Here is a 26,288-nt window from a genome sequence, read left to right as displayed (position 1 = left end):
ATTAGAGATTCTCTCTTTTTTGATTCCGATAATGACTCAAAGCAAGCAGCGGGAAAATTTTATTGTAGCCAGGATAGCGGATATAAAATTGCTTTGGAAGACCGATGCCTGTTGGGTAAGTGTTGCTTCTTTCATCAAAAGGCTGCATGAGACGACTGATTCCTTTTTGTATGGATACGTCATTCTTATCGAGCACACATAAAAGTGCATCAAGCGCCCAGGCTGTTTGAGATGGTGTGCTAAAACCGAGCGGGAGGTAGGTTTTTACTTCACAGCTTCTGCATGATTCACCAAAGCCGCCATCCTCATGCTGGATTTTCAATAGCCATTTAACAGCTTTCATAATGGCCGGATGAGAGTTTGATAGACCTGCAGCTTTTAATCCGGTTATAGCAGCCCATGTGCCATATATGTAGCAGACACCCCATCTTCCATACCATGATCCATTTTTCTCCTGATGATTTTCAAGCCAGGAAACGGCTGCTTTTACAGCAGGATGATTTTTCGTCAGGCCTGCAAAATTTCCAAAGTATTCAAGAACACGTCCTGTCAAATCAGCTGTTGATGGATCTGTTGCCGCATCCTTGGCATTTTCAAGGGGGATGGAAGCAAAAATAGGATTATTGACATTTCTTTCAAATGCACCAAAACCCCCGTCTCGGTTTTGCATAGATATAAGCCAGGATGATCCTTTATTCCATGCCTCGAAGTACATAGAATCACTCATGGATGGTTGTGTAATGGCACGGAGGGCGGCAGCTGTATCATCATTGTCAGGATGGTTTGTATTGATATTGGAAAATCCCCATCCTCCAGCCTTTGCCTCCGGATTATGGATTCGCCAATCGGCTTTTTTCGTGTGCTGGCGTGAAAGCAGGTAAGTGGAAGCACGTTTAATCATTGGATCTTCAGAAGGTACATTTGCTTTCTGCAGGCTATAGCTGAGCAGGGCTGTATCCCAGACAGTTGAAGTCGAATTTTCGAGAGTGGTTATTTTCTCATCTTCATAAAGAAGGGATTTCAAACCTGAAATAGCTTGCTGTATTTGAGCTGATTTTTCCTTATAGCCTAGTGCAAGCAGGGCGTAAATCATAAAGAACGTGGCGCTTGCATAACTGAAGAGAGTGCCATCTTTCTCAATTCGCTGCAGCATGTATTTTTCAGCTGCCTTTTCTCCCAATGTGTGATAATAAGCAGGAAAAGATAAGAATCCTCGAATCATGTTTCTAATATGGCCTGGATTCATGCGTTCACTGTCTGAAAATGAAAGCCAGTCAATTGATTTAGGCTTTGATGCATATAGGTGAGAAATGTCTATGTTAGTGGGAGGACTATGGATATATCGTTTATTCATTGCGAGAATCATCGGCATAAAATGAATTCTTGCATACGAACTCATTTCATACATGCTAAATGGAGACGAGGCTGGCAGCAGCAAATAGGAAAGCGGAAAGCGGAACAATTTTGGCCATGGATAGAGACCATTTACTGCCAAAAACCATTTTGTCATAAAATGAACATTTGAAAGACCGCCATTGGAAAGAATATAGGTTTCTGCACGGATCAAGATTGGATCCGTTTTTTTATAGAAACCAGAATAGAGCAGCGCTGTATATGCTTGAACAGTTGCAGTCAAATTGCCTTCCTTTTCATCTTCATAGAGCTTCCAGATGCCATCCACAGACTGCAGTGTCAAGATGCGCTCTGAAAGCTTTCTTATTAATTCATCATCGTTAACCTGCAGAGAACGGAGAAGAATAATCATGAACGCATCAGTCATTGGACCGCCTTCAAAGCAAAAACGCCAAGAGCCGTCTGTATGCTGTGACTGCCGGAGATCATCAATCATCATTTGAATATAGTTGTTTACTTTTTTTGTTGAAATCACTGTTTTCACCTCATCTTCTTCAATCTATTCAGGAAAAGAGGAGGTTATCACAGTAACGGTGTTCCGCGCATCTTTTATATAGTATAATAAGGGCAAATTGTACAAAGGAGAATGCTGAATGATCCATCAAGAATGGCTGAACAAAGAAACGATTAAAGTGGTAACATGCAAACATACAAATGCAGAAAAATACATGGTGAACCGTGTTTTGACAGCCGGAAATACATATGAAGTGAAAAATGAAACAGAAGAGTTTTATTTTGTCATTGATAACAATGGGAAAGTAAGCGGGTTTTACAAGGACTATTTTGAAGAGAAATAAATAAAAAAAAACAGCCATCTGATTTTCAAGGTCAGATGGCTGTTTTCATTCTGCTCCACTGTCAAAGGCAGTGGAGCTTATCTTATTGTTTAGGAAATTAATAAAAGGTAAAAGGATGTGAATAATGAAATAAAGGTATCTGCGTCCAGCTACGGCGCCTAGCTCACAGTGAAAAAGACAATTGCTCAGAGGAAGGCAAAAAGCGCCTTCTCCGGTTAAATGACACTTGATTCTCAGGTGCGTCATTTAACCCAGGTCAATTCCTATTTTCTTCGCAAGCTGAGCAAGGCTCCTTCGCTTTTGTTCTTAACGCTGAAGATTAATCCAAACACTTTTAACTTCTGTATAGTTAGAGAGGGCATATGATCCCATTTCGCGTCCGATGCCGGATTGCTTGTAGCCGCCGAATGGGGAAGCAGCATCAAATGCATTGTAGCAGTTGACCCATACGGTTCCTGCTTTTAATTTGCTTGCCACATAATGGGCATTTGCAATATCGCGTGTCCATAGACCAGCGGCAAGACCAAATTCACTTTGGTTTGCGCGGTTAATCACTTCATCTAGATCATCATATGGCATTGCTGCAATGACCGGTCCGAAAATTTCTTCTCTGGCAATCGTCATTTCATCTTTAACAGCCGAGAAAATCGTTGGTGAGACGAAGTAGCCGTTTTCAGATGGAGAACCGCCACCCGTTAAGATTTCAGCGCCTTCTTCAACACCCTTTTGGATGTAATTCAGAACACGGTTTTGCTGCTCATCTGAAACGAGCGGCCCGATTTGAGTTTCAGGTTCAATTCCAGCACCCTGGCGAATATTTTTCGCATGAGAAACCATGTCTGCCACAACGTTATCATAATGTTTCTTTTGGATAAAAACACGTGAGCCTGCACAGCATACTTGACCCTGGTTAAACATAACTCCAGTTAGAGCACCCGGAACTGCAGCAGAGAGATCTGCATCAGGAAGAATTATGTTAGGCGACTTCCCGCCAAGCTCAAGTGTTACGCGCTTCAGTGTTTTTGATGCTTTCTCCATGATCATTTTACCTACAGGTGTAGAACCTGTGAAAGCAATTTTGTCTACATCCGGATGCATAACAAGTGCATCTCCGGCTGTTTCGCCGAAGCCCGGAACGATATTGACTACTCCTTCAGGGAACCCGGCTTCTGCAATCAGTTCAGCTAAGTATAATGCGGAAAGAGGCGTTTGCTCAGCCGGTTTTAGCACGACTGTACATCCAGTCGCAAGAGCCGCCCCTAATTTCCACATAGCCATTAAAAGAGGGAAGTTCCAAGGAATAATCTGTCCTACAACTCCGAGTGCTTCATGTCTTGTATAATTAAAAAATTGTCCGCTTACCGGAATGGTTTGTCCGACAATCTTAGTTGACCAGCCTGCATAATATCTCATATGTTCAATAGCTAAAGGAACATCGGCATTTGTTGTTTCATTAATAGGTTTACCGTTATCAAGCGTTTCAAGCTGTGCCAGCTCAGTTTTATTTGCTTCCATTAAATCAGCAAGCTTGTACATAAGTCTGCTTCGCTCAGCAGCGCTCATTTTTGACCAAGGACCTTGATCAAATGCTTTTCTTGCCGCCTTTACAGCAAGATCAATATCAGCCTTGTCTCCTTCATAAACAGCAGCAAGCGTTTCGCCAGTAGCCGGGTTAGGAGTGTTAAATGTCTTTTTTGAAACGCTCTCCACAAACTCCCCATTAATAAATAGCTTTTTCTTACCTTGCAGAAATTTCTCCAGCTTTTCTCCAACTTTCAACGTTGCTTGACTCATAAATCAGCCTCCTAATAATAGTGGTGAAAAAATATGTAGAAATCATGCTGAAAACAGGCAGTAAAATGCCAGACATAATGCTACAAAATTGTAAGCGATTACACTAAAAATAATATACTAAAAATTCTAAATTTACAATATATAAGACTCGGATTTCCTTTAAAATAATAATAGAGACAAAAAGATGAAATGGGGTGGAGGAAATGGAAGAATTACTTGAAAAATTGATTGATCTGTTTAAGCGGAATTTGCAGTCTAATTTAACCGGAATTTACCTCCATGGATCCATGGCGATGAATGGTTTTCAAAAAGAATTCAGCGATGTTGATTTGCTGGTCGTTGTTAAGGAAAATATAGAAAAGAAAGAAAAGCAAACCATTATAAATGATCTTCAATCATTAAAAGCAGATCTTCCAGCTAAAGGAATTGAAATGAGCATCATCAAGGAAAAAGCAATTTCTCATTTTGAGTATCCAACTCCATATGAGCTACATTATTCAGAAACTCACCAAGAAATAGAGAAAGGATATGATCCTGATTTAGCAGCACATATGACGGTTGTTTATCATCGCGGAAAATGCTTGTACGGTTTGGAGATCAAAAAACTCTTTGTGCCAATCGATGAAATTTATTTTTTGAAATCTATTTTATCTGATGTCATCGGTGCTGAAATCACAGAAAATCCAATGTATTATACATTAAATTATTGCAGGGTTCTTGTCTATTTTAAGGAAAAAAAGATCGTTTCCAAAAAAGAGGGAGGAGAATGGGGACTTCGCCATTTGCCTGAACCGCATCGGTCGGTTGTCGATTATTATTTTAAAGAATATACGAAGCATGAAACCGAATCATGGCTGAAGCCGTCCAAACAGGATTTGATCATGTTCGCATCTTTTATGGAGCGTGCCATAAATGGAAACGGGCATCTTTAATTTAGGCTCTGTTAAACTTTAATATTGATTTTTCTATGTAAAATTACCATTTTAAAATTTATCAAAAAATTTAAAAATATAAATATATATTTTTTTAAAGCGTGTTACATTCGAAATGTAGCTAACAATACTAATTGAGAAAGGAAGAAAAAACTTAATGAAATTTAAAGTCGAAACACTCCCAAACTACCGTATTGCTTATATGCGACGAGTTGGTCAATATGGTCCTGCCAATATTGAAGTAATGGAGAAGTTAAAAAAATGGGCTAAGGAGAAAAATCTTCTAGAATCTGCAATCCTATTTGCAATTCCACAAGATAATCCAGAAACAACGCTTCCTGAAAACTGTAGATTTGATGCTTGCATTGTTATTCCAAATGATTATCAAGTGGATGATTCAGTTTTTGAAGGTGAACTTTCTGGTGGAAAGTACCTTATTTACGAAGTCAACCATACAGCAGTGGATATTCAAAAAGCATATTCTGATATTTTTCCATCCCTACGAAGCAATCGATATCAAATGGATAACAAACCTTTTATGGAAAAATACATTGGTGATATGATTAGCAACCCCTATTGCGAAATATGTGTTCCCGTAAAACCGTTATAGTTTGAGTAGCTTTTTTACTTGTTTGGTACTTTTTCATCATCAGGAAGCAAAAATTGAAGGAGTAGAACAAGAAGTTATCAGTGCCAATAACTTCTTGTTCTATTTTCAATAATTGACCTGTTAGCGAAAGAATCAAATGATGTTAATAGAAATTCCTTAATATGCTGTTTAGTGCTTTCGTTACTACGACTATCGACAAATAAATACCAAGCAAGGTAATTATCAAGATATTTTGTAGCTACACCTTTGAATCGGTCTATCCAACGTTTTAAACGAGAATGAAGACCATTGACATTTTGGATGTGATTTAAGACCTTAATAACGTGTTTACCATCGTCTGATTTAATACGATAATGCTCTAAACCTTATTCTTTTGCATAGGTTTTGTATGCTCTCCAAGCATCGGTACTAGCACGTTATTATTAGATAGTTTAGAACCAATTAAAGTATCGACTTTGGTTTTCACAATCCTCCCCATACAAGTAACTTTTGAGATGGTTCCTTTTGTTCGGTCTCTGGCAACGAGAACACAAACATGTTCGTGGCTAATTCCTCTGTGCTTAGATTTACCGCCACGTTTACGAGGTTTACGGTCAGTAATACCACGTTGTCCCTTTTGTGAGTATAGGAAATAGGTCTCGTCAATTTCAACGATACCTTCAAATTGTTCAAAATCCATTTGTTTCAAGGCGTTTAACAGTTTGTGCCTCCAATAAAAATGAGTAAACCAAGTAACCCCTACGATTTCAGCCAATTTTCGCAGGGAATATCCTTTGAACATACAATCAACAAAGGTAATCCATTCGTTGCCCTTTCGAGTACGGTACAAGACGGTGTTGGTTCAGTGAAAGTTTTGCCACAACATTTACAGCGATACCGTTGCCGACCATTATATTTTCCGAACCGAACAACGTGTTCTGATGAACAATGAGGACACTCAAATCCTTCCTTGAAGCGAGTTTCTCTCATTTCATTGATAAAAACGACCTCCAGCAGAGGAAGAAGGTCCAACATAGCGTTTAACTCATTGATAGACTTGTTCTTTTTGGGTGTGTGGTAATTTGTCGATATACTTTAACAAGTTGCTAAACGCTTTGCTCACCTTGACAACCTCCCCAAACACTCGTTCTAATAATATCAAGATTTCAGACAAGTATCAAATAATCAACATTTACCTTTAACAGAGCCTTAATTTAAAGGAGATGCCTGTTTCGTTCTCTCATTGACATGAACACCGTGAATAAGCAGGCAAAATTTTCAAATGTATCACATTCAAATGTTCCGAAAAAGCAATGCAGCTGCTCCTCCTCGATATTCTCCAATATTCCTGACATTTCGATTGGATAGCGATACCTGTCGAAAAACTCTCCATATCCATATTCAATAAATACTTGTTCCATTTTCACCTCAACCTTTCTTCCTAACAGTATGAAAGAAAATCAATTTCTCTAAACTGCTGCTAAAAAAGTTTATTTTCGCAAACTTAGTGGAAATGTTTAAGAGTTTTACGTAATAGAGTGTTTTTTTAATCAACTTGTAGGAAACTATATAAAAAATTAAGTTCAGATATGAAGGATAGTTTTCAACTTCCAGCTACGGTGCCTAGCTCACTGTGAAATAGACAATTGCTCGGGGGAGAAGGCAAAAAGCGCCTTCTCCGGTTAAATGACACGTGATTCCCAGGGTGCGTCATTTAATCCAGGTCAATTCCTATTTTCTTCGCGAGCTGACCAAGGCACCTCCGCTTTAGTTGCGTCTTTGCACACGCTAAGACAAAAACATACTTAGAATCTATAAACAGAAAGGAACATATCATGATCGGTATACTTCTTGCATTGATTCCGGCTGTTGCTTGGGGAAGTCTTGTACTCGTCAGTGTAAAGCTTGGAGGAAATGCTTACAGTCAGACATTAGGAATTACGATTGGCGCTTTTTTATTTTCTCTTATCATGTTTTTCTTTTCAAATCCAGATTTAACACCTCTCGTTTGGTCAATCGGGATCGTTTCCGGTATTTTCTGGACAGTGGGGCAGCTAAACCAGCTGGCGAGCGTCAAACACATTGGAGTTTCTAAAACTGTTCCGATTTCTACTGGAATGCAGCTGGTGGGAACAACATTGTTCGGTGTGCTTCTATTTAAAGAATGGGATACTACGATGACTGTCATTTTAGGCAGTATAGCGATTCTATTGATTATCGGGGGAGTTATCTTTACTTCGGTTGGTCAAAAAGCGGATGAAGAAGCCGGGAACAGTCTTAAAAAAGGGTTACTCATCTTATTTATTTCATCACTTGGCTACATAGGATATGTCATTATTATTCGCTACTTTAAGATCGATGGCTGGGCTGCGATATTGCCTCAGGCGATTGGCATGGTAGCAGCTGCAATCGCTTTAACGGCAAGACATAAACCGTTTGATAAATACGCTCTGCGAAATATTTTAACAGGTTTAATGTGGGCTGCAGGAAATTTAGGACTTTTGCTGTCCCTGCCGAAAATTGGGGTAGCGACAAGCTTCTCCCTTTCACAAACTGGAATTATCATCTCGACTCTTGGCGGTATTTTCCTGCTTGGAGAAAAGAAAACAAAAACACAGATCATCTTTGTCATCATCGGCTGTGTACTGATTATTGCCGGCGGAGTTTTACTCGGCTATACAAAACGATAACAGGAGGAATCATTCATGTATCCAAGCTTAAATGGAAAAGTAGTTGCTGTTACAGGTGCATCATCAGGACTTGGAAAAGCGATTGCCCAGCGCTTTGCTAAAGAAGGGGCTAAAGTGGTCGTCAATTTCCTGACAGAGGATGACAAACCTGATCTTGTTATAGAGGAAATTAAGTCAGAAGGCGGAGAGGCTTCAAAAGTTCAGGGAGATGTTTCACAGGAGCATGACGTAAAAAGAATTGTTCAATTCGCAGTTGATACGTATGGAACATTAGATGTGATGGTGAACAATGCAGGAATTCAAGCTGAAATTCCTACTGAAGAACTCTCGCTTGAGAACTGGAATAAAGTCATCCAGACAAATTTAACAGGTGCTTTTCTCGGAAGCAGAGAAGCGATTAAACACATGCTGGATCATAATATTAAAGGCTCTGTCATCAACATGTCATCCGTTCATCAGCAAATCCCATGGCCTCACTTTGCCCATTATGCTGCAAGCAAAGGCGGTATAAAACTGCTGACAGAAACGCTGGCATTGGAATACGCTTCAACAGGCATTCGCGTAAATAATATTGCACCAGGTGCAATTGATACCCCAATCAATGCTGAAAAATTTGCAGATCCTGAAGCGAAAAAAGATGTCATTGAACTCATTCCGATGGGTTACATTGGAAAGCCTGAAGAGATTGCAGCGTGTGTTGCCTGGCTCGCCTCCTCAGAAGCAAGCTATGTTACGGGAATAACGCTGTATGCTGATGGCGGGATGACGAAATATCCCAGCTTCCAGGCGGGGAAAGGGTAAATTAAGTGTTATTGTCCTGCAGCTGAACTACGGCTGCAGGTCTTTTCTTTGGTAGAGGACAGATAGTGCTGAAGTAATCAATTTTCACCTTCCAGGATATTTTCCTCATTTCCCAGCAGCCTAAAATCCCTTCTTTTGTCCGTTCAGAAATTAAATCTCTTTCAAATTGAGCAATACCCCAAAGATAGTAAACAACATAAACCCATATGCTGTTGTTGTATCAAGCCAGCATTTCTTTAAACTGAAGATGAATTGCACAAAGAAAGTACTGATTTACAATATCTTAACATTGGATTAATGTGGGGTTTATATTGAGTAATTATGATTAAACCGTAATAAACAGTAATAAACATTAAAAATCCCACAAATAAATGGAGGTACTTTTTATGAATTACACATTCAAGAAGAAATGTTACAAGTCTATTCAAGCTGTGATGGTAGGAGTGAGTGTACTAGGATTAGCTGCTTGCGGAGCTACTAAAGAGGAGGCAGCTCCCGTTGTTAAGGATGCAAGTTCGTTAACCCTGAAAGAAATTGAAACAAAAGCAAAAGAAGAGGGAACCATTAATAGTGTCGGTATGCCTGATTCATGGGCTAACTGGGGAGAAACGTGGAATGAAGTGATGAAAAAATATACATTGGAACACAATGATACAGATTTATCCAGTGCCGAAGAGATTGCCAAAATGGAATCTGAAGGAGAGAATGCAACAGCAGATATCGGCGATGTAGGGATTTCCTTTGGACCAATTGCGGAACAAAAAGAATTAACGATTCCATATAAAACTTCCAATTGGGACGAGGTACCTGACTGGGCAAAAGATGACAACGGCGATTGGGTTGTTGGCTACCAAGGAACGATTGCATTCTTTACTAATAAAGAATTAGTGGATAACCCGCCAAAGTCTTGGGATGACATATTAAAAGGAGATTACAAAGTAACAGTTGGAGATGTTCAGCGTGGTACACAGAACCAAATGGCCGTTCTTGCTGCCGCTATCGCTTACGGCGGTGATGAAACAAATCTACAACCAGGAATTGACTTTTTTACTAAGCTTGCCAAGCAAGGCCGCCTTAGCTTAACTGATGCGAAGCCTGCTAACATCGAAAAAGGGGAAGTGGAAGTTGCCCTTGTTTGGGATTTCAATGCCCTTGGTTACGCTGACCAAATCAACCGCGATCAATTTGAAGTCACCATTCCAAGTGAAGGTTCAGTCGTAAGCGGCTATGCAACTATTATTAACAAATATGCAAAGCATCCCCATGCAGCGATGGCAACTAGAGAATATATCTTAAGCGATGAAGGACAAATTAACTTAGCTAAAGGGTTTGCGCGTCCAATTCGCGATGTAGAACTTCCGAAAGAAGTAGCTGAAAAAATGGTTCCAGAAGAACAGTACAAAAAAGCAAAACCAATTAAAGATTACAAAGCTTGGGAAGAAACGGCTAAAAATTTACCGCAGATTTGGCAAGAAGAGGTGTTAGTCCATGTCAAATAAAGTAATCGCAATTGTTGTTGATGGTATGAGATATGACAAAGCATGTGAGGCTCTTGGATTTATTCAGCATCTAGTTGAAACAAATCAGGCAGCACTTTACAAAGTAAAGTCGGAACTCCCAAGTCTTTCCCGTCCATTATATGAAGTGTTACTAACGGGTACACCGGCATCAGTGAACGGAATTACGTCCAATCAGGCAGTTCGCTTATCTACTGAGAAAAGTCTCTTCCATCTTACGAAAGAAAACGGCTTAAGAAACGGAACGGTATCGTATTACTGGGTAAGCGAACTTTATAATCGCGCGCCATTCCATTTTATTGAAGATCGTGAGCAAGAGGATGAATCTCAGCCGATTCAATATGGAAAATTTTATTGGGATGATGACTATCCAGACAGTCATGTGTTAATGGATGCAGAAGCCTTGCGCAGAAAGCATGACCCGCACTTTTTATATATTCATCCGCTCGGTGTAGATGTAAAAGGAGAAATTTTCGGTTCGGAATCGAAAGAATATCGTGAACAAATCTTAAAAATGGGAAGCTTGCTGGCACAACTTTTGCCAATTTGGATCAAAGAAGGTTACCACATTTTAATTACATCTGATCATGGAATGAGTGAATATGGCAACCATGGCGGCACAACTGATGGTGAGCGCGATGTCCCGCTCTTTATCATTAGTCCAAAAGTTGAGCCTGGCGTTTACAGTGAAGTGATTCCGCAATTAGCTTTTGCACCGCTCGTTTGTGAACTTTTAAATATTGAGCCTTCCAATAAAATGATTTCATATCAATTGCCAGGTCTGAAAGGAAAAATAATCCTTTAAAAAGGTACATTATTCAACTTTAAAATGAAGAATGAAGGTTGATTGGAATTGGTTTAGCGAACATACTGTTAAACCAATTCCCAAATTGTTAGAGAACATTGAGGAGCGAGAAGTCTTGCGAAAAATAAAAAAACAAAAAATTTATTTATTAGCTCTTTTACTGCCATTTATATTGTTTGTGATTGGATTTGAAATAGGACCATTAGTGGCAATGATTAAAAATAGTTTTTATGCAGACAATGGAATTCAAGTTACGATTAATCAATACATTACCATATTTAAAAGTGAATTTTACTTGCAAGCCATTCAAAATAGCCTTGTCATTTCCTTAGTTTCTGCTGTGACTTCTGTGATTATAGCAGTCGTTGCTGCCTATTCGTTTACAAAGTTCTCACAAAAAATACAAAATCGCCTGTTGATGATTACCAATATGACTTCGAACTTTGAGGGGATTCCCCTTTCATTTTCATATATTATTTTACTTGGAAACAATGGGTTGTTTACGCTGCTTTTTTCTATGATTGGCTGGGATGTGTTTGCAGATTTTAATTTATATTCATGGACGGGCCTCATTCTTGTTTATGTTTATTTTCAAATTCCGCTTGCTGTTATGCTCATCTACCCGTCTTATCAAGGAATTAAGAAACAATGGAAAGAAGCCTCTTCATTATTAGGAGGGTCAACATTATCATTTTGGCTTCACATTGGGATTCCAGTTCTATTGCCTAGTATTGTAGGTACATTCAGTATTTTGTTTGCTAATGCGATGGGAGCTTACGCTACAGCCTATGCCTTGGTCGGCAGCAACTATAACTTATTGTCGTTGCAAATTGCTTCTCTAGTTGCTAGTGACGTTGCATTAAAGCCTCAGCTAGGCAGTGCGATGGGAGTGCTTCTAGCAGCGACCATGATAGGGGCGATGTGGTTCAATGAACGAATGATGCGCCGCATTAGGAGGGATTTACGATGAAATCTTCATTGACTTTTCATAAAGTGCTTGTTGGATTACTAGTTGTCTATTTATTAATTCCGCTAGTAGGAACATTTTTATTCTCGGTTGCCGGTAAATGGGATCATACCATTTTGCCTGAGAGTTATACAATGAAATGGTATATTGAATTATTTCAAGATGAACGGTTTTATGATGCTTTTCAACGAACACTGTTTTTAATTGTCATGTCTGTCGGTCTTAGTGTTGTTATTATGATTCCGACTATTTTTATCATCACAGTATATTTCGCTAAATGGGAAGGATTGCTGCAAGCAGCAGCTATGCTTCCTTATGGAATTCCTCCTATTGTTGGAGCTGTTGGATTAATCAAGGTATATTCAGATGGACCCATTCAAATTGCCGGAACACCCTGGATTTTAATTGGTGCTTATTTTATAACCATTCTGCCATTTATGTATCAAGGTATTCGTAACAGTCTTCGTACGGTTAATGCTGTGCAGCTTGTTGATGCAGCTGAATTACTGGGTGCTACAAAATTTCAGGCGTTTCGCACAGTGGTGTTTCCTAATATTATATCTGGGATTTTAGTGTCTACCTTATTATCAGTCGCTCTTTTATTTAGTGAGTTTGCTTTTGCCAATTTGCTTGTCGGGGGCCGATTTGAAACCATTCAAATTTATCTTGCTGACAAATTAAACAGCAGCGGTCACTTAACAAGTGCAATTGTTATTACTTATTATTCAGTGATTTTACTTTTAACGGGGACTGTATTAAAACTTACATTTAGAAACGAAAAAAATCCTGTCGTGACAAATAAGAAGCGAATTCTTTTATTTTTTAAAAAACAACACCGTCATAAAAATACTGCTTTAGAAGGTGAAAAATAATGAGCTATGTAACCATCGATCAAGTGAGTAAGGGGTATGAAAATCAAGTCGTTTTAAACGATATTTCTATAACATTAATAAAAGGAGAATTTGCTACACTTCTTGGGCAAAGCGGATGCGGAAAAAGTACATTATTGCGTTCCATTGCGGGGCTTGAAGGCGTTGATGCAGGAAGAATCTTAATTGATGGAAAAGATATTACTAATTTATCACCGCGTCAGCGTGAAGTCGGTATGGTGTTTCAGTCTTATGCACTTTTCCCAAATATGACCGTTTTTGATAATATTGCTTACGGCCTTAAGATGAAGAAGGTAAAAAATAGTAAATCAAGAGTAAAAAAGATAATTGAGATGGTTGATTTAATAGGAAAAGAAGAGTCTTATCCTCATCAATTATCTGGCGGGCAGCAGCAGAGGGTTGCTCTTGCCCGTGCGCTTGTCATGGAGCCGAAAGTACTGCTTTTGGATGAGCCGTTAAGCGCATTGGATGCTAAAATCAGAAAAAGTTTGCAAAAAGAATTAAAGAGAATACAGAAAGAATTAAATATTACAACTATTTTTGTTACTCATGATCAGGAAGAAGCAATGACGATGTCTGATCGAATTTTTGTCATGAATAAAGGACAAGTTGTACAATCCGGTTCTCCATCAGAAATTTATACATCTCCAGTCAATTCATTTGTTGCAAAATTTATCGGAAATTATAATGTTTGTAATATGGAAGTTTTCCATAAACTTGTTCACAGTACAGAATTAAAGGGGAATGAAGTCGCCATACGTCCTGAAATTTTACAATTAGTTTCTGTTGGTGAGGATAGCTTGGATTTACAAGAGAACTGGGGAATTAACGGGTTTATTAAAGATGTTTCCATGACAGGGAATGTTTTAAGATATGAAGTAGAAACAGAGGAGTCCGCTTTCCACGTAGACTATCTTCACCACCGTGAGAAAATGTTTGAGCAAGGAGCACGCGTTCATATTCTTGTACCGAAGAAAGAATGCATTATTTTATAAATTATTGATGAGTGTGGGAGGAAGAAAGATGTCTGTTTTGCCAGAAGAAAGAAAGAATGAAATTTTAAAAGAACTGAACAAAATTGGAAAAGTAAAAGTTATGGAATTAGTTGATCAATTTAATGTTTCAGAGGAAACAATTCGACGCGATTTGATGATATTAGAGGAAAAAGGACTTTTAAAGAGGGTTTACGGCGGAGCGATTAAAACAGTCTTTGAATTTGAGGAACCTCCATTCAAACAGCGTACAACGGTGAATCAAGATGCGAAAGTCAAGGTTGGCAAAAAGGCAGTTGAACTCATTTCTAACGGAGATGTGATTGCCATAGATGTAGGAACAACCATGCTTGAATTTGCGCAGTGTATTGAAAATAAAAAAGACATTACAATTTTAACTAATTCTCTTCCTGTGTCGTCTTTGTTAACCGAATTGCTTAATCAAAATAAGTTTACAGGACAAATTCTATTACTGGGAGGACAAATTGATCCAAAACATCAATCTATATGCGGCGGTCTCACTGAACAAATGTTAAATCAATTTAATATTGATAAAGCGTTCATTTCAGCTGGCGGTGTTTCCATTCAAAGCGGGGTTAGTAATTATCATTTACATGAAACATTAGTTTCACGCAAGATGGTCGAGGTATCCAAGCAAGTTATATTGCTAACGGATTACTCTAAAATTGGTGTCGACACATTTTGTAAAGTTTGTCCTCTAGAAAAAGTCGATGTGATTGTCTGCGAGCAGCCATTTCCTGAGGAATGGAGAAATCATTCAAAATTAGAGGAAATCAATTGGATTCAAGCATAGTCTATCCATAAAAGGACATATCGAGACGGAAGAGGGAGTTCTCTCTCTTTTTTGATAGATTTTTATTGATAGCAGGTAAAAAGCTAGAAAGAAAATTTAATAGATAGAATGAGAAAAGGAGCCAAAAGCATGAGTTTCATTGCGATAGATTTAGACGGAACATTATTAAACGACCAGAATGAAATTAGTGAAGAAAATATAAAGGCGATTCAATATGCCCAAGATAAAGGCTTTGAAGTAGTTATTTCAACAGGACGGGCTTATTTTGATGTTCAAACCATTTGTGAAAAAGCCGGGATTTCCCCATTTGTAATCGGGACAAATGGCGCGACCATTCATTCAAAAAGCGGAACGTGCATTTCTTCTATTACAATAACTAAAGATCGTGTCGAATCTATTCTCCAATGGTTAGATGAACGGAATTATTATTACGAAGTGTATACTGATAAAGCTATTTATACTCTTAAAAAAGGAAGAGAACATTTCCATAATGAGATTAAAAGTTTGAAAAGCGCAGATTTGAGTACAGATATGAAAGAATTAGTTGAAGTAGCAGAAAGGCAATTTGACCAGTTTGGATATGTTTTAGTAGAAAACTATCATGATATCTTAAAACAGGAGGAAGAATTCTATAATATTTTAGCATGTTCTTTTGATAAAAAGAAATTAGAGGAAGCATGGAACCAATTCAAAAAGTTTGATGAGTTGATGGTTGTTTCATCTGCTGATCATAACATTGAAATGACTAGTAAAAGCGCTTCAAAAGGAACGGCCCTTGAAAAATTGGCTTTCTCGATGAATGGCTCCTTAGAGCAAGCTATGGCAATCGGGGACAGCAACAATGATTTATCCATGTTCCAGAAAGTTGGATACAGCGTAGCAATGGGAAATGCGAAAGATGTCATAAAAACGGTTTGTACAACGACAACCCTTAAAAATGATGAGAATGGGGTAGCTAATGCGATTTATAGATATATGGAGAACTTCGTGGTTCAAAAATAAGTGTCATTTATTGCAGGGGCACAAGTATTAAAACGACTTCTGGACATTAAGATGACACTATGCAGATACAGTCCCAATGGAGGAGAAGAGAGATGAAAACGATTCAAGATTGGATAAAAGAATATCCTTTACTAAACGAGTTAGTTGCTGCAAAGGAAGTATTTTGGTCAAATCCTAAATATGAAGCATTTGAAACTGGATTAAAAAAACTACCGCTTAATGAGAAAGATGTAAAAGATGCCGAGGAAAGGTTAAAGCGTTTTGCTCCTTACATTGCTAAAGTTTTTCCTGAAACAAGAAAACGAAACGGAATCATTGAATCTCCTATTGTACCCATCCCGGCGATGCATCAGCAGTTATCACGCTTGTATGAGCATCCATTAGAGGGGACATTTTTATTAAAATGTGACAGCCACCTTCCCATTTCAGGTTCCATTAAAGCACGCGGTGGCATTTACGAAGTGTTGAAACACGCAGAAATGTTGGCACTTAAACATGGTTTATTAACGGTAAATGATGATTATTCCATCCTTGATAGTGAAAAACTCAGAAACTTCTTTTCTCAATACTCAATTGCAGTGGGGTCTACAGGCAACCTTGGGTTAAGTATAGGTATCATGAGTGCCAAATTAGGATTTAATGTAACGGTCCATATGTCTGCTGATGCAAAGAAATGGAAAAAAGATCTTCTTAAAAGCAAGGGAGCAACAGTTATCGAATATAAGGAAGATTACAGCAAAGCTGTAGAAGAGGGCCGAAAGCAGGCGGATAGCGAACCGAATTGTTACTTTATTGATGACGAAAACTCTCGTGATTTATTTTTAGGCTATGCGGTGGCAGCGAATCGACTAAAAAAACAATTAGAAGATTTAAATGTAACTGTAGATGAAAACCATCCACTATTTGTTTACCTTCCGTGCGGAGTAGGCGGTGGGCCGGGAGGAGTGGCTTTTGGTTTAAAACTAATGTATCAACATCGAGTACATTGTTTCTTTGCAGAGCCTACACATTCTCCATGTATGTTACTTGGGCTAGTAACAGGGCTGCATGATAAAGTTTCAGTACAAGATTTTGGAATTGACAATATCACATCAGCAGACGGCCTTGCTGTCGGAAGGCCATCAGGATTCGTTGGTCGAACCATCGAGCCTTTATTAAGCGGAAGTTATACTGTAAGTGATAATGAATTATTTAAACTATTAAGCGCATTGGTTGATACAGAAAACATTCAACTGGAGCCTTCCGCATTAGCCGGTGTAATCGGGCCGGTAAAGTTATGGACTGAGAAAGAAGGAAAAGAATACATACAAAATCATAACTTAACAGATAAAATGAAAAATGCTGTACATCTCATGTGGGCTACCGGCGGAAGTATGGTTCCTAAAGAAATGATGAACGAATATTATAAAAAAGGAATAACCTTATCACATTAATTGTTGTAGTTCCGATTTGAATTGTATTTCTAAACAAGGGAAATTAAATGACTAAAGATAGGAAGCAGATTTAAGATAACTTCAGTTTTGAGCTGGAGTTTTTCTTTTGATTGCAGATGTTTTGTAAAGAGGCCTTCGGGAAGTCATTCCGAAGGCTTCATATCCAAACAAGTTTTTAACATTTCAATATAATAATTACCTATAATGTTCTGTTCGTTCATATGCAAAAAATATTTGGTATTCACTTGCTATTCCTTGTTTGGGAATTGACAGCTTCGCTGGTACTGCCCGAAGAAGGGTATTTTCTCTTTATATAAAAGAAAAGATCTTAAAAACGATTTTTTTTTATTTTTTTGATGAAAACAATCATGTTCAGAGAGTTTGAGATTTTCTGTACAAATAAGTTGGTATCAATCCTTATAAAAAAATAAATAAGAAAAGTTTAAGTCGAGAGCAGTGTCATATTCCGGATTTAATAAAGGGACAGATTATTTAGTAAGGTTCCCAAATCAATTGTATATTGTTTCAGGCTTTCCGTATCCTGGACAAAATTGTATTCACTCATATCAACCATTCATGGTCTATTGATTTTTCCATTCAAAAAATAATGCAGTTTCGCTTTAAATGTAAAGATTTGTTCATCCACTGTTCATATAGGAGGTTTATTCTAAGGATGTAAAAAAGAGATTGGAGGAATTAATTATGAACATTGCGTGGAAAGAAATTAAGAAAAATAAAGTAAAGTTTTTGATTTTAGGTTCAATTGTTTTTCTAATTAGCTTATTAACGTTTATTATTTCTGGTTTGGCGAATGGATTATCACAAGACAATGCAGCATTAATTAAAGATTTACCAAACGGACAATTTTATATGAATGCAGATGCAGACGAAACCTATAATCTGTCAAGAATAGATAGTAGTATCCAGAAAAAATTGTTAAACGAACATAACGATTCTACAGCACTATCAATTCAAATGGGTTTTTTGAATGATAAGAATGGCAAACAACGAAGCGTTGCATTTGTCACCTCAACTAATTCAAAGTTGTTTAAGGATGTCAAAGACGGGGAGATCATACTAGATCGCTCAATGGAGGATAAAGGTATTAAAGTTGGAGATATTTTAACGAACAATCAATTTAGTGGCGAGTTTATTGTAAAAGGTTTTGTTGACCAAAAGAAATTCAGCCATGCACCTGTCGCTTTTATTAATATAGAGAACTACAAAGAAATTTATAGAGTAGAGGAAATGCAATTGGTTTTCGTACCTGGAAAGGATAAAGCACAAGAAGTAACTGAATTACAATCATTTTCTAAGAAACAATTTCTCAATACGATTCCAAGTTATAATGCAGAACAGATGACCCTTAATATGATTGTGTGGTTTTTACTTGTGATTAGTGGAATGTTGTTCGCAATTTTCTTCTATATGATGAATGTCCAAAAAATTGGAATGTACGGCATATTAAAAGCTATCGGATTGAAAACAAGTGCCATATTCAAAATGATGTGGACACAAATGCTTTTTATTACAGCAATAGCACTTGGTTTATCTATGGCAATCAGTCAAGTTTTTAATTTGATTGCACCTAAAGGAATGCCTTTCAGTTTATCCATTGAAACAACAACGCAATTGTCGCTAGTGTTTTTAATTATTGGATTTATTGGAGCTACACTTTCAGGAATACAAATCAAAAAAGTCGACCCATTACGAGCGATTCAACAAGGAGAGATTTAATATGGGGTTTTTTACAATTAATGAAGTTAAAAAAGAGTTCATTAATGGTGAAGTAAAGGAAGAAATATTAAAAGGAATCAATCTTTCTCTTAAAAAAGGCGAGATAACGGCATTAGTGGGTGCTTCAGGATCTGGTAAAAGTACACTGTTAACAATAGCAGCAGGACTTCAACCCGCATCAAATGGTCAGATAATATTTGAGGGGAAAAATATGAATACCATGAATCAAGAGCAAATTCGGAAAATACGAGCAAGTAAATTCGGCTTCGTCTTTCAATATGCACATCTCGTTCCTTTTCTTACAGTAGAAGAGCAACTGTTGTTAATGCTGGATGTTTCCGAGTCGAAATTAAAGAAATATGAACAAAAAAAAGAAATTGAAAAAATTCTAAAATTGGTTGAAATGGTTCATCGGAAAAATGCCTTTCCGTCTTCATTGTCCGGTGGGGAAAAACAAAGGATTGCAATTGCTCGTGCAATTATCCATAAACCTAAAGTTCTTTTTGCAGATGAACCATCTGCAAGTCTAGATTCAAAAAGGTCTAAAGATGTTATGTCATTAATCCGGGATCTAACTAAAACCCTTAACATTACTACCTTAATGGTTACTCATGACAAAGAAATGCTTTCTTATGCTGATCATATTATTAAAATGAGCGATGGTCTAATTTTGCAAAATGAAGATTCAATCCTTTAGATTCGGGAAAAGGCTTGAAATTCGCTTTTAATATTTATTATACAGTCCTGCCATATTGCGATGGACATAGGTTTCCAAAAAATATAGTGATTTTTATGTAATAGGAGTAAACATTATGACGAACATTCTAATTGTTGACGACGATATGAATATTTTAAAGCTTGTAAATATCCATTTATCTGAACAAGGTTATAAAGTATTCAAAGCAAAAGACGGAATTGAAGCTTTGGAGATCCTTAATAAGAAAATGTGTAATTTAGCAGTTGTTGACGTGATGATGCCTTTTATGGATGGCTATACACTAACGAAAGAGATTCGAAAGCAGTATAATATCCCAGTCATCCTTTTAACTGCTAAAAATCAAATCGAGGATAAGGTGCAAGGATTTCAAGCAGGAACGGACGATTATCTAGTTAAGCCATTTGAACCGAAAGAATTAAGCTTTCGTATAAAAGCTTTATTGCGGCGATATGATAATCAGCTAGATGAATCTATTGTTCGCATAGGCAGTACAGCTTTAAACAAAAAAAGCTATGATGTTCAAATCGGAGACCGAACTATACTTTTACCTTTAAAAGAGTTTGAACTTTTGTATTTTCTAATGTCAAAACATAGGCAAGTGTTTTCCAGAGACCACCTAATTGAACATATTTGGGGTTTAGAATATGAAGGAGATGAACGAACCGTAGATGTTCATATAAAAAGGTTAAGAGAACGTTTTTCTAAATTGACGGATGATTTTCAAATTAAAACAGTACGCGGGGTTGGATATTCACTGGAGGCAAAACGCGAATGAAATCTCTTTATGTAAAATTTGTTGTAATTACAATTGGAATCATGATTTTAAGTAGTATTTTTGCTTTTTTAATATCCAATACTTATTATCAGCAAAAATTAAAACCCTATAACGATAAAAAAGTCACAAAAATTGCCCAATCTATCACTGCGTTTACTGACGAGTATCCAAATATCGACTTAAAAGAGTACCTGGAACATATTTCATCAATTGGATATCAAATTTATTTGGTTGATAATTTTGGAGAAGAGGCTTTTTTTGGCGCACCATTCAGGGACAAAAGTCTTTCTGTTTCAACGCAAGAGCATGTACTAAACGGTAATATTAATCATGGAATTCTTCATTTTCCACAGGAAACATTTGTAACAGGCTTTTTCGCTAATGAATTGAAAAATACAATAGGTGTTCCATTGGAATATAACGGAAGAAATTATGCTCTTTTCATCAGACCAGATATTAAACTCCTTTTCAATGAGATGCATCTCTTATTTGGATGGCTGCTTACATTAACGATTATGCTGAGCATGTTCATGGTCGTTTTTAGTACAAAATATTTAGTAAAGCCTATTTCAAAACTAACTATGGCTACAAAATCACTTGCAAATGGTGACTTCAATGTTGAACTCAATACTGCTCGGCATGATGAGTTGGGAGAACTTTCCCAGAGTTTTTTACGAATGGTAAGAAAATTGGAACAAATGGATGATATGCGAAAGGAATTCATTTCGAATATTTCACATGATATACAGTCACCTCTATCTAATATAAAAGGATATACGAACCTATTGGAAAATAGATCTATGAGCAAAGAAGAACGAACCCAATACGTTTCTATCATTAACGGTGAAATTAGAAGGCTTTCTACTTTAACAAAACAATTATTACTTCTTGCCTCGTTAGATCGAAATGAGGAAATTATGAAGAAAAACCCCTTCAATGTTGGGCAGCAAATTAAGGAAGTTGTGCGAAATTATCAATGGGTAATAAGTGAAAAAAGTATAATGCTTAGCTACTCTTTACCGGATATGGAAATCATAGGTGATCCATCTTTACTGAATAATGTTTGGGATAACCTTTTATCAAATGCCATTAAATATAATAAAGCGAATGGCAGCATAGAGATATCGATTGAAAAAAGAGGAGAATGGATCTTCATAACCTTTAAGGATACAGGAATAGGATTGAATAATGCAGTGATAGAAAGGATATTCGATCGCTTTTATCGGGCAGATACCGCACGTACACGAACGGTCGAGGGAACAGGACTGGGTTTATCAATTGTTTGGACTATTGTGAAATTGCATAATGGTCATATTAATGTGAAAAGTATAGAAAAAGAAGGGACTACTTTTATTGTTGAATTACCTGTTAATTAGTCATGATTTCAATTTGTCATTCATTGCTGATGGAATTGCCAATCGGTAATGAATGACTTTTTGTTTGTAAACTTTTAATTATCTGCTGTTCATATTCATGGAGTAAATTATAGAAGAACATGAGAAGAGTGCTCATTTATAAAAATATTTTACATGTGGTGAAGTGGTGCTTTCCTGGGAGCTGTTTTTTGTTCTTCTCTATTAATACAAGAAGCATAATCACCTATTTCTTTTCAAACCTAAAGAAATGTATATAATTGAAAGAGATGGAAAAGAGAGATGAGGGGGACGCAGAGGTGACTGCAAATACATCGATTTTAGAAAACATGAACGTCTATGCCCTGCTTGACAGTATAGGAGAGGGCCTCATTTTTGCAGATAATGATTTTAAAATTATATGGTTCAATCAGACTGCCAGAGAGATATTAAAAAAAGTCGGACCGTTTGTCGGGATTGAAAATCCTGATACTTTTATTGGATACGATGTGCAAAAATTCCACGGAGAGCGGCAGCAGCGAATCTTGATGAACGGACCTTTTCCTCACAAAGCTCAAATCAAATTATTCAATCATTTTACTGCTCAGATCGTTGTTGATCGGTTAAAAGACCATGAAAATAATGAGACAGGCTTTGTATTAACATGGCGTGATGTCACGCAATATGAGAATGTCATCGAAGAAGGAAAAGCATTGATGGAGGAAATGTACACGCCGATTATTGGAACGGCTCTTGATGCTGCTTTATTAATTGCATTGACTGGAACTCTTACTGAAGCAAGAATGGAGAGCATGAATGCTAAGATACTGCAGGAAACATCCAGGAGAGGTGCTGATTATGTGATTTTTGATTTTACCGGGATAGGTGATACTTTTGAAGAAAGGATATCCTGCCAGCTAAATCAAATCGTAGAATCTCTAAGGCTTATGGGCACTGATTCCATTTTTGTCGGGCTCAGCCCGAAGCTGGTGCAGCATATTACATTAAATGGAATTGAAATAAATGTCAGGACCTTTCAATCCTTCAAACAAGGCATCAATTATATCTGGAAAGAAAAAGGATACCAGCTTCTGAAAATAAGCGATTAGCCACTATTGGCTGTTCGCTTATTTTTTGTATAAAAATCAAGTCTTAGCACAGAATAATGGCAATTAAATGATTGGAGGAATATGAATGAAAAAAATACAGATGATTGCTGCTGCAGGAATCTCTTTTTCCCTTCTTTTTAGTGCCGGCTGTGCAATGAATGATAACGCACGGGAAAATGACAATCTCATGAATAATGAGCTGAAAAATGTGACGTATGATGAGCAAACAAAAGAACAAGATCGTATGGATGTGGCAGATAACGCTGCAAAAAAGGTATTTGATTTAAAAGAAGTAAAATATGCGAATGTTATTGTAACAGATCAAAATGCATATGTAGCAGTCGTTTTGGAAGGTGATCCAAAAACTGAACTGACGCAGGAAATAAAGGATAAAATCGCAGACCAAGTCAGATCTACAGATAACAATATCAAGGATGTTTACGTGTCCGCAAATCCTGATTTTTTTGACCGCATGAATGATTATGCTGAAAAAATCAGAAATGGACAGCCTATTTCAGGACTTGCGGATGAATTTAATGAAATGATTAAGCGGATTTTCCCACAAGAAAAATAGGATAAAAAGAACAGACCAGGAAAAGATCAAATTGGTCTGTTTTTTTTTGCAGGAATCACTTTAACATTGGAGAATTAAGGGATATACAACCGTAATCAAAAGCAATCGTGATTCAGTTAAAAAAATACACATTGTCTGAAACAATCCGCATTCTTTATGATAACTAGTAATCTATTTAACTTATACCGTACTTCATATGGTCAGGAGGGGGAAATCGTATGAAGAACAAGTTTTATTGGAAGCTGTTTTTATGTATGATGGGGGTCATATTTGCTTATACAGCTGCAGTAACGTTTGTTTATTATTTAAAAAATCACGAATTTTCAAGCTATGAGAGAGAACAAAGCCAAAAGGAGCTGTTAAAGCAGACGAAAGAGAATATAGATAACCGTCTGCAAGTTGCACTGAGCGGAATTAATCAGTTAAGGTCTACGGAAGCATTCCAAAATTTCAGTGAAAATCAAAATGAACAGCTTAAATACTATTATGTAAGCGAGCTTCACAAGGAACTGCAAAAAAACTCGAATGCATTCAGTCAGTTTGAATACAAACTCGGTGTGATGAAATCAGATGATGATCTCATTGTTACACCAGATATGACAATCAAAAAGGCAAGGTATTTTCATCAGCTCGGTTTAAGTAAAGAAGAAAACGAGCAGGCTGCAAAATACTTGGCAGGAAAAAAGAACAGTTTCAGTCAATATAATATGTACACACTCGCAAGCGAAGATAAAAGCAACCCTTATGTCACGTTGCTGAAAAAGGAAAAAATCAGCAGTGGAAACAATGTCGTATTCTTTCTATCCTTTCACAAAAGGAACTTTTTTCCTGAATTAACAGATGTTGAAAACACCGGATTTGCCATAACATCCGGCAACCGTATTACAAGCCATCATTCCATGCTGCCTTCTTTGTCAGTGCATGATGTTCTAACTAAACACGTATTGCAGGAGGCCTTTGAAAAGAGTGCAAATTCTGAAACAGATACACAGCTTACATCGGGTGAATACACCATTAAGACCATGAATTCTGAAGTCTTAAAAGACTGGAACTACCTGTACTTCAGTTCTAAGAATGAATTTGGCCTCTCGTTTTGGGAGATGCTTGCAGAATCATTGCCTGTTTATGTCTTGTTTTTATTGTCCGGTTTTCTGATTACACTGGTCATTGTGAATTACACGTATCGGCCAGTCAAAAAAGTGCTCGATCATCTAAGAGAAGGACAAGAAAGTGTCGGTGAAGACGAGTTTTCCTTCATTTATTCTGTTACAGAAAAAATGAAAACTGTTAATCAAACATTGCGTTCAACGATCGAGACCAATCAGCTGCCGCTTAAAAATAAATTTATGAAAGACCTGCTGCTCGGGCTTGTTGAAAACGATCAGATATCTATAAAGCTGGAACAGTTTGATCTCAAAGCTTTAAAAGAAGGAAGAGTAATCTTGTTTGAGTTTACTCATTACAAAGAATGGGGTGAATCACTAAGCAGGGAAGGCATCCTTACTTTGAAAATTCAGCTGCTGAATTACTTGAAAAAACATCTGGAGCTAAGCAACTTCTATGAAATAATTGAGATGGAAAGTGAAAAATTGGCAGTTTTGACTAGTGAAGTACAGCTGGAAAAAATAAGGGAATGGCTGAATAAATTTAAAGCAAGTTTAGATGAAGGACTGCAATCGACGATGTTCATTGCAATCAGCGAGGTTGTTCAATCTCCTGCAGAATTTGAGCGCGGATATAAACAAGTGCGCAGTCTGCTGGAATACAGGTACACAATAGAGCGCAAGAGTATTGTGACATTTGAAGATGTAGAGGAGTTTGAACAAAGCAGCTATTATTTCCCTCTTGAGACAGAGAAAGATTTAATTGATTTAAGCTTGCGCGGAAAAAAAGAAAAGGCATTAGCCATCTTGAAGAATGTTTTACAGGATAACCTTTATAACCGCCAGCTAGACGAAGCAGCTTTGAATCGTTTTGTCTTTGCCATTTCAGCCTCATATAATCGGATCCTGTCACAAGTCAGCCAATCAGACAGAAATAACTTTAATCAAGAAGAAAATCTTTATGAAAAACTCGAAATAATCCGCGGCAAAAGGAAGCTTGAAGATACGATTAGCCGCCTCTTTGAATTGCTGCTGACTAAAATACAGGCTAAAACAGAGCAAACGGATTTATCTGTTGCAGATCAATTAATGAATTTTATTCATATGAATTTTCAAAAGGATCTTTCATTAACAGATCTTGCAGAGCATTTTAATCTATCCTCAAGTTATGTAAGCACTATTTTTAAAGAGAAAACAGGCGAGAACTTCAAAGAATATTTGAATATGTACAGAATTAAGGTTGCGAAAGAAATACTTGCGAACAGTGATGTGAAAATAAGCGAGCTTGCAACAATGGTAGGTTTTAATAATGTAAATACATTTATTCGCATTTTCAAGAAATATGTGGGTCTTTCTCCAGGCCAATATGAAAAAACGTCCTAAAGTGCCGGAAATCGGCACTTTTTTAGATGATCATCATTTCTTTTGATTCTATATGGCGTTGCTTGAAAATTCGTGATTTGTCAAAAAACTGAAGATAGAAG

23 protein-coding genes and 2 pseudogenes are annotated in these 26,288 nt (G+C 37.2%); 20 read left to right on the top strand and 5 right to left on the bottom strand.

Annotated elements, in window-relative coordinates; genetic code table 11:
* Position 1 precedes the first annotated feature (1 nt).
* The gene (shc, locus tag CYJ36_RS07695) at positions 2-1,888 is read right to left on the bottom strand and encodes a squalene--hopene cyclase (RefSeq protein ID WP_257962418.1); all 1,887 of its coding nucleotides are present in this window, start codon (positions 1,886-1,888) and stop codon (positions 2-4) included.
* A 118-nt stretch (positions 1,889-2,006) separates the two neighbouring features.
* Between shc and CYJ36_RS07690 the strand changes: the two genes are divergently transcribed.
* Positions 2,007-2,210, top strand: coding sequence for a DUF6501 family protein (locus tag CYJ36_RS07690; protein ID WP_101566436.1), 204 nt, complete (start codon positions 2,007-2,009; stop codon positions 2,208-2,210).
* A 306-nt stretch (positions 2,211-2,516) separates the two neighbouring features.
* Here the strand turns inward: CYJ36_RS07690 and CYJ36_RS07685 are convergent, their stop codons facing one another.
* Positions 2,517-4,004 (bottom strand): aldehyde dehydrogenase family protein, encoded by a 1,488-nt coding sequence (locus tag CYJ36_RS07685; protein ID WP_101566434.1) that lies wholly within the window; start codon positions 4,002-4,004, stop codon positions 2,517-2,519.
* Positions 4,005-4,207: 203 nt separating this feature from the next.
* Between CYJ36_RS07685 and CYJ36_RS07680 the strand changes: the two genes are divergently transcribed.
* Both CYJ36_RS07680 and CYJ36_RS07675 read left to right on the top strand, forming a co-directional pair.
* On the top strand, positions 4,208-4,936 hold the full coding sequence (locus tag CYJ36_RS07680; protein WP_101566432.1) for an aminoglycoside adenylyltransferase domain-containing protein: 729 nt from the start codon (positions 4,208-4,210) through the stop codon (positions 4,934-4,936).
* Between the two features lie 157 nt (positions 4,937-5,093).
* A complete protein-coding gene (locus CYJ36_RS07675; RefSeq protein ID WP_101566430.1) occupies positions 5,094-5,546 on the top strand; it encodes an AraC family transcriptional regulator in 453 nt (150 codons plus the stop codon).
* 77 nt (positions 5,547-5,623) lie between these two features.
* On the opposite strand, the pseudogene CYJ36_RS07670 reads toward CYJ36_RS07675, so the two are convergent.
* Positions 5,624-6,648: pseudogene (locus tag CYJ36_RS07670) on the bottom strand (IS1595 family transposase).
* 91 nt (positions 6,649-6,739) lie between these two features.
* Complete coding sequence (locus tag CYJ36_RS07665; RefSeq protein WP_142382690.1) at positions 6,740-6,946, bottom strand: hypothetical protein; 207 nt, start codon at positions 6,944-6,946, stop codon at positions 6,740-6,742.
* Between the two features lie 417 nt (positions 6,947-7,363).
* On the opposite strand from CYJ36_RS07665, the gene CYJ36_RS07660 reads away from it, so the two are divergent.
* On the top strand, positions 7,364-8,215 hold the full coding sequence (locus CYJ36_RS07660; protein ID WP_101566550.1) for a GRP family sugar transporter: 852 nt from the start codon (positions 7,364-7,366) through the stop codon (positions 8,213-8,215).
* Positions 8,216-8,230: 15 nt separating this feature from the next.
* On the top strand, positions 8,231-9,016 hold the full coding sequence (locus tag CYJ36_RS07655) for a glucose-1-dehydrogenase (RefSeq protein ID WP_101566426.1): 786 nt from the start codon (positions 8,231-8,233) through the stop codon (positions 9,014-9,016).
* Positions 9,017-9,103: 87 nt separating this feature from the next.
* Here CYJ36_RS07655 and CYJ36_RS24345 read toward each other — a convergent pair.
* A pseudogene (locus CYJ36_RS24345) lies at positions 9,104-9,259 on the bottom strand (recombinase family protein); the annotation flags it as partial.
* Between the two features lie 143 nt (positions 9,260-9,402).
* On the opposite strand from CYJ36_RS24345, the gene CYJ36_RS07645 reads away from it, so the two are divergent.
* From CYJ36_RS07645 to CYJ36_RS07575, 15 genes are all read left to right on the top strand, one after another.
* Positions 9,403-10,515, top strand: a complete 1,113-nt coding sequence (locus CYJ36_RS07645) for an ABC transporter substrate-binding protein (RefSeq protein ID WP_101566424.1) — start codon at positions 9,403-9,405, stop codon at positions 10,513-10,515.
* Entirely contained in the window at positions 10,505-11,338 is an 834-nt protein-coding gene (locus CYJ36_RS07640) for an alkaline phosphatase family protein (RefSeq protein ID WP_101566422.1), read from the top strand. Before CYJ36_RS07645 ends, CYJ36_RS07640 begins: the two co-directional genes overlap by 11 nt.
* A 31-nt stretch (positions 11,339-11,369) precedes the next feature.
* On the top strand, positions 11,370-12,308 hold the full coding sequence (locus CYJ36_RS07635; RefSeq protein WP_257962417.1) for an ABC transporter permease: 939 nt from the start codon (positions 11,370-11,372) through the stop codon (positions 12,306-12,308).
* A complete protein-coding gene (locus CYJ36_RS07630) occupies positions 12,305-13,177 on the top strand; it encodes an ABC transporter permease (protein WP_101566418.1) in 873 nt (290 codons plus the stop codon). The genes CYJ36_RS07635 and CYJ36_RS07630 overlap by 4 nt, the downstream gene beginning before the upstream one ends.
* The gene (locus CYJ36_RS07625; protein WP_101566416.1) at positions 13,177-14,190 is read left to right on the top strand and encodes an ABC transporter ATP-binding protein; all 1,014 of its coding nucleotides are present in this window, start codon (positions 13,177-13,179) and stop codon (positions 14,188-14,190) included. The genes CYJ36_RS07630 and CYJ36_RS07625 overlap by 1 nt, the downstream gene beginning before the upstream one ends.
* A 28-nt stretch (positions 14,191-14,218) precedes the next feature.
* Positions 14,219-15,001 (top strand): DeoR/GlpR family DNA-binding transcription regulator, encoded by a 783-nt coding sequence (locus tag CYJ36_RS07620; RefSeq protein WP_101566415.1) that lies wholly within the window; start codon positions 14,219-14,221, stop codon positions 14,999-15,001.
* A 129-nt stretch (positions 15,002-15,130) separates the two neighbouring features.
* Positions 15,131-16,003 carry a Cof-type HAD-IIB family hydrolase gene (locus tag CYJ36_RS07615; protein ID WP_101566413.1) on the top strand — a complete coding sequence of 291 codons (873 nt, stop codon included), beginning with the start codon at positions 15,131-15,133 and terminating at the stop codon, positions 16,001-16,003.
* A gap of 92 nt (positions 16,004-16,095) precedes the next feature.
* Positions 16,096-17,436 carry a D-serine ammonia-lyase gene (dsdA, locus tag CYJ36_RS07610; RefSeq protein WP_101566411.1) on the top strand — a complete coding sequence of 447 codons (1,341 nt, stop codon included), beginning with the start codon at positions 16,096-16,098 and terminating at the stop codon, positions 17,434-17,436.
* 702 nt (positions 17,437-18,138) lie between these two features.
* Positions 18,139-19,173, top strand: a complete 1,035-nt coding sequence (locus CYJ36_RS07605; RefSeq protein WP_101566409.1) for an ABC transporter permease — start codon at positions 18,139-18,141, stop codon at positions 19,171-19,173.
* 1 nt (position 19,174) lies between these two features.
* The gene (locus tag CYJ36_RS07600) at positions 19,175-19,870 is read left to right on the top strand and encodes an ABC transporter ATP-binding protein (protein WP_101566407.1); all 696 of its coding nucleotides are present in this window, start codon (positions 19,175-19,177) and stop codon (positions 19,868-19,870) included.
* A 115-nt stretch (positions 19,871-19,985) separates the two neighbouring features.
* A complete protein-coding gene (locus CYJ36_RS07595; protein WP_101566405.1) occupies positions 19,986-20,666 on the top strand; it encodes a response regulator transcription factor in 681 nt (226 codons plus the stop codon).
* Positions 20,663-22,042 (top strand): sensor histidine kinase, encoded by a 1,380-nt coding sequence (locus tag CYJ36_RS07590; protein WP_101566403.1) that lies wholly within the window; start codon positions 20,663-20,665, stop codon positions 22,040-22,042. The genes CYJ36_RS07595 and CYJ36_RS07590 overlap by 4 nt, the downstream gene beginning before the upstream one ends.
* Positions 22,043-22,338: 296 nt before the next feature.
* Positions 22,339-23,127, top strand: coding sequence for an STAS domain-containing protein (locus tag CYJ36_RS07585; protein WP_101566401.1), 789 nt, complete (start codon positions 22,339-22,341; stop codon positions 23,125-23,127).
* An 85-nt stretch (positions 23,128-23,212) separates the two neighbouring features.
* Positions 23,213-23,701 carry a YhcN/YlaJ family sporulation lipoprotein gene (locus tag CYJ36_RS07580; protein ID WP_101566400.1) on the top strand — a complete coding sequence of 163 codons (489 nt, stop codon included), beginning with the start codon at positions 23,213-23,215 and terminating at the stop codon, positions 23,699-23,701.
* 218 nt (positions 23,702-23,919) lie between these two features.
* On the top strand, positions 23,920-26,187 hold the full coding sequence (locus CYJ36_RS07575; protein WP_101566398.1) for a helix-turn-helix domain-containing protein: 2,268 nt from the start codon (positions 23,920-23,922) through the stop codon (positions 26,185-26,187).
* The last annotated feature ends 101 nt before the right edge of the window (positions 26,188-26,288 follow it).

The organism is Bacillus sp. UMB0893 (genome assembly GCF_002858905.1).
Classification (GTDB): domain Bacteria; phylum Bacillota; class Bacilli; order Bacillales; family Bacillaceae; genus Bacillus_P.
This window is presented reverse-complemented; position numbering and strand designations above follow the sequence as displayed.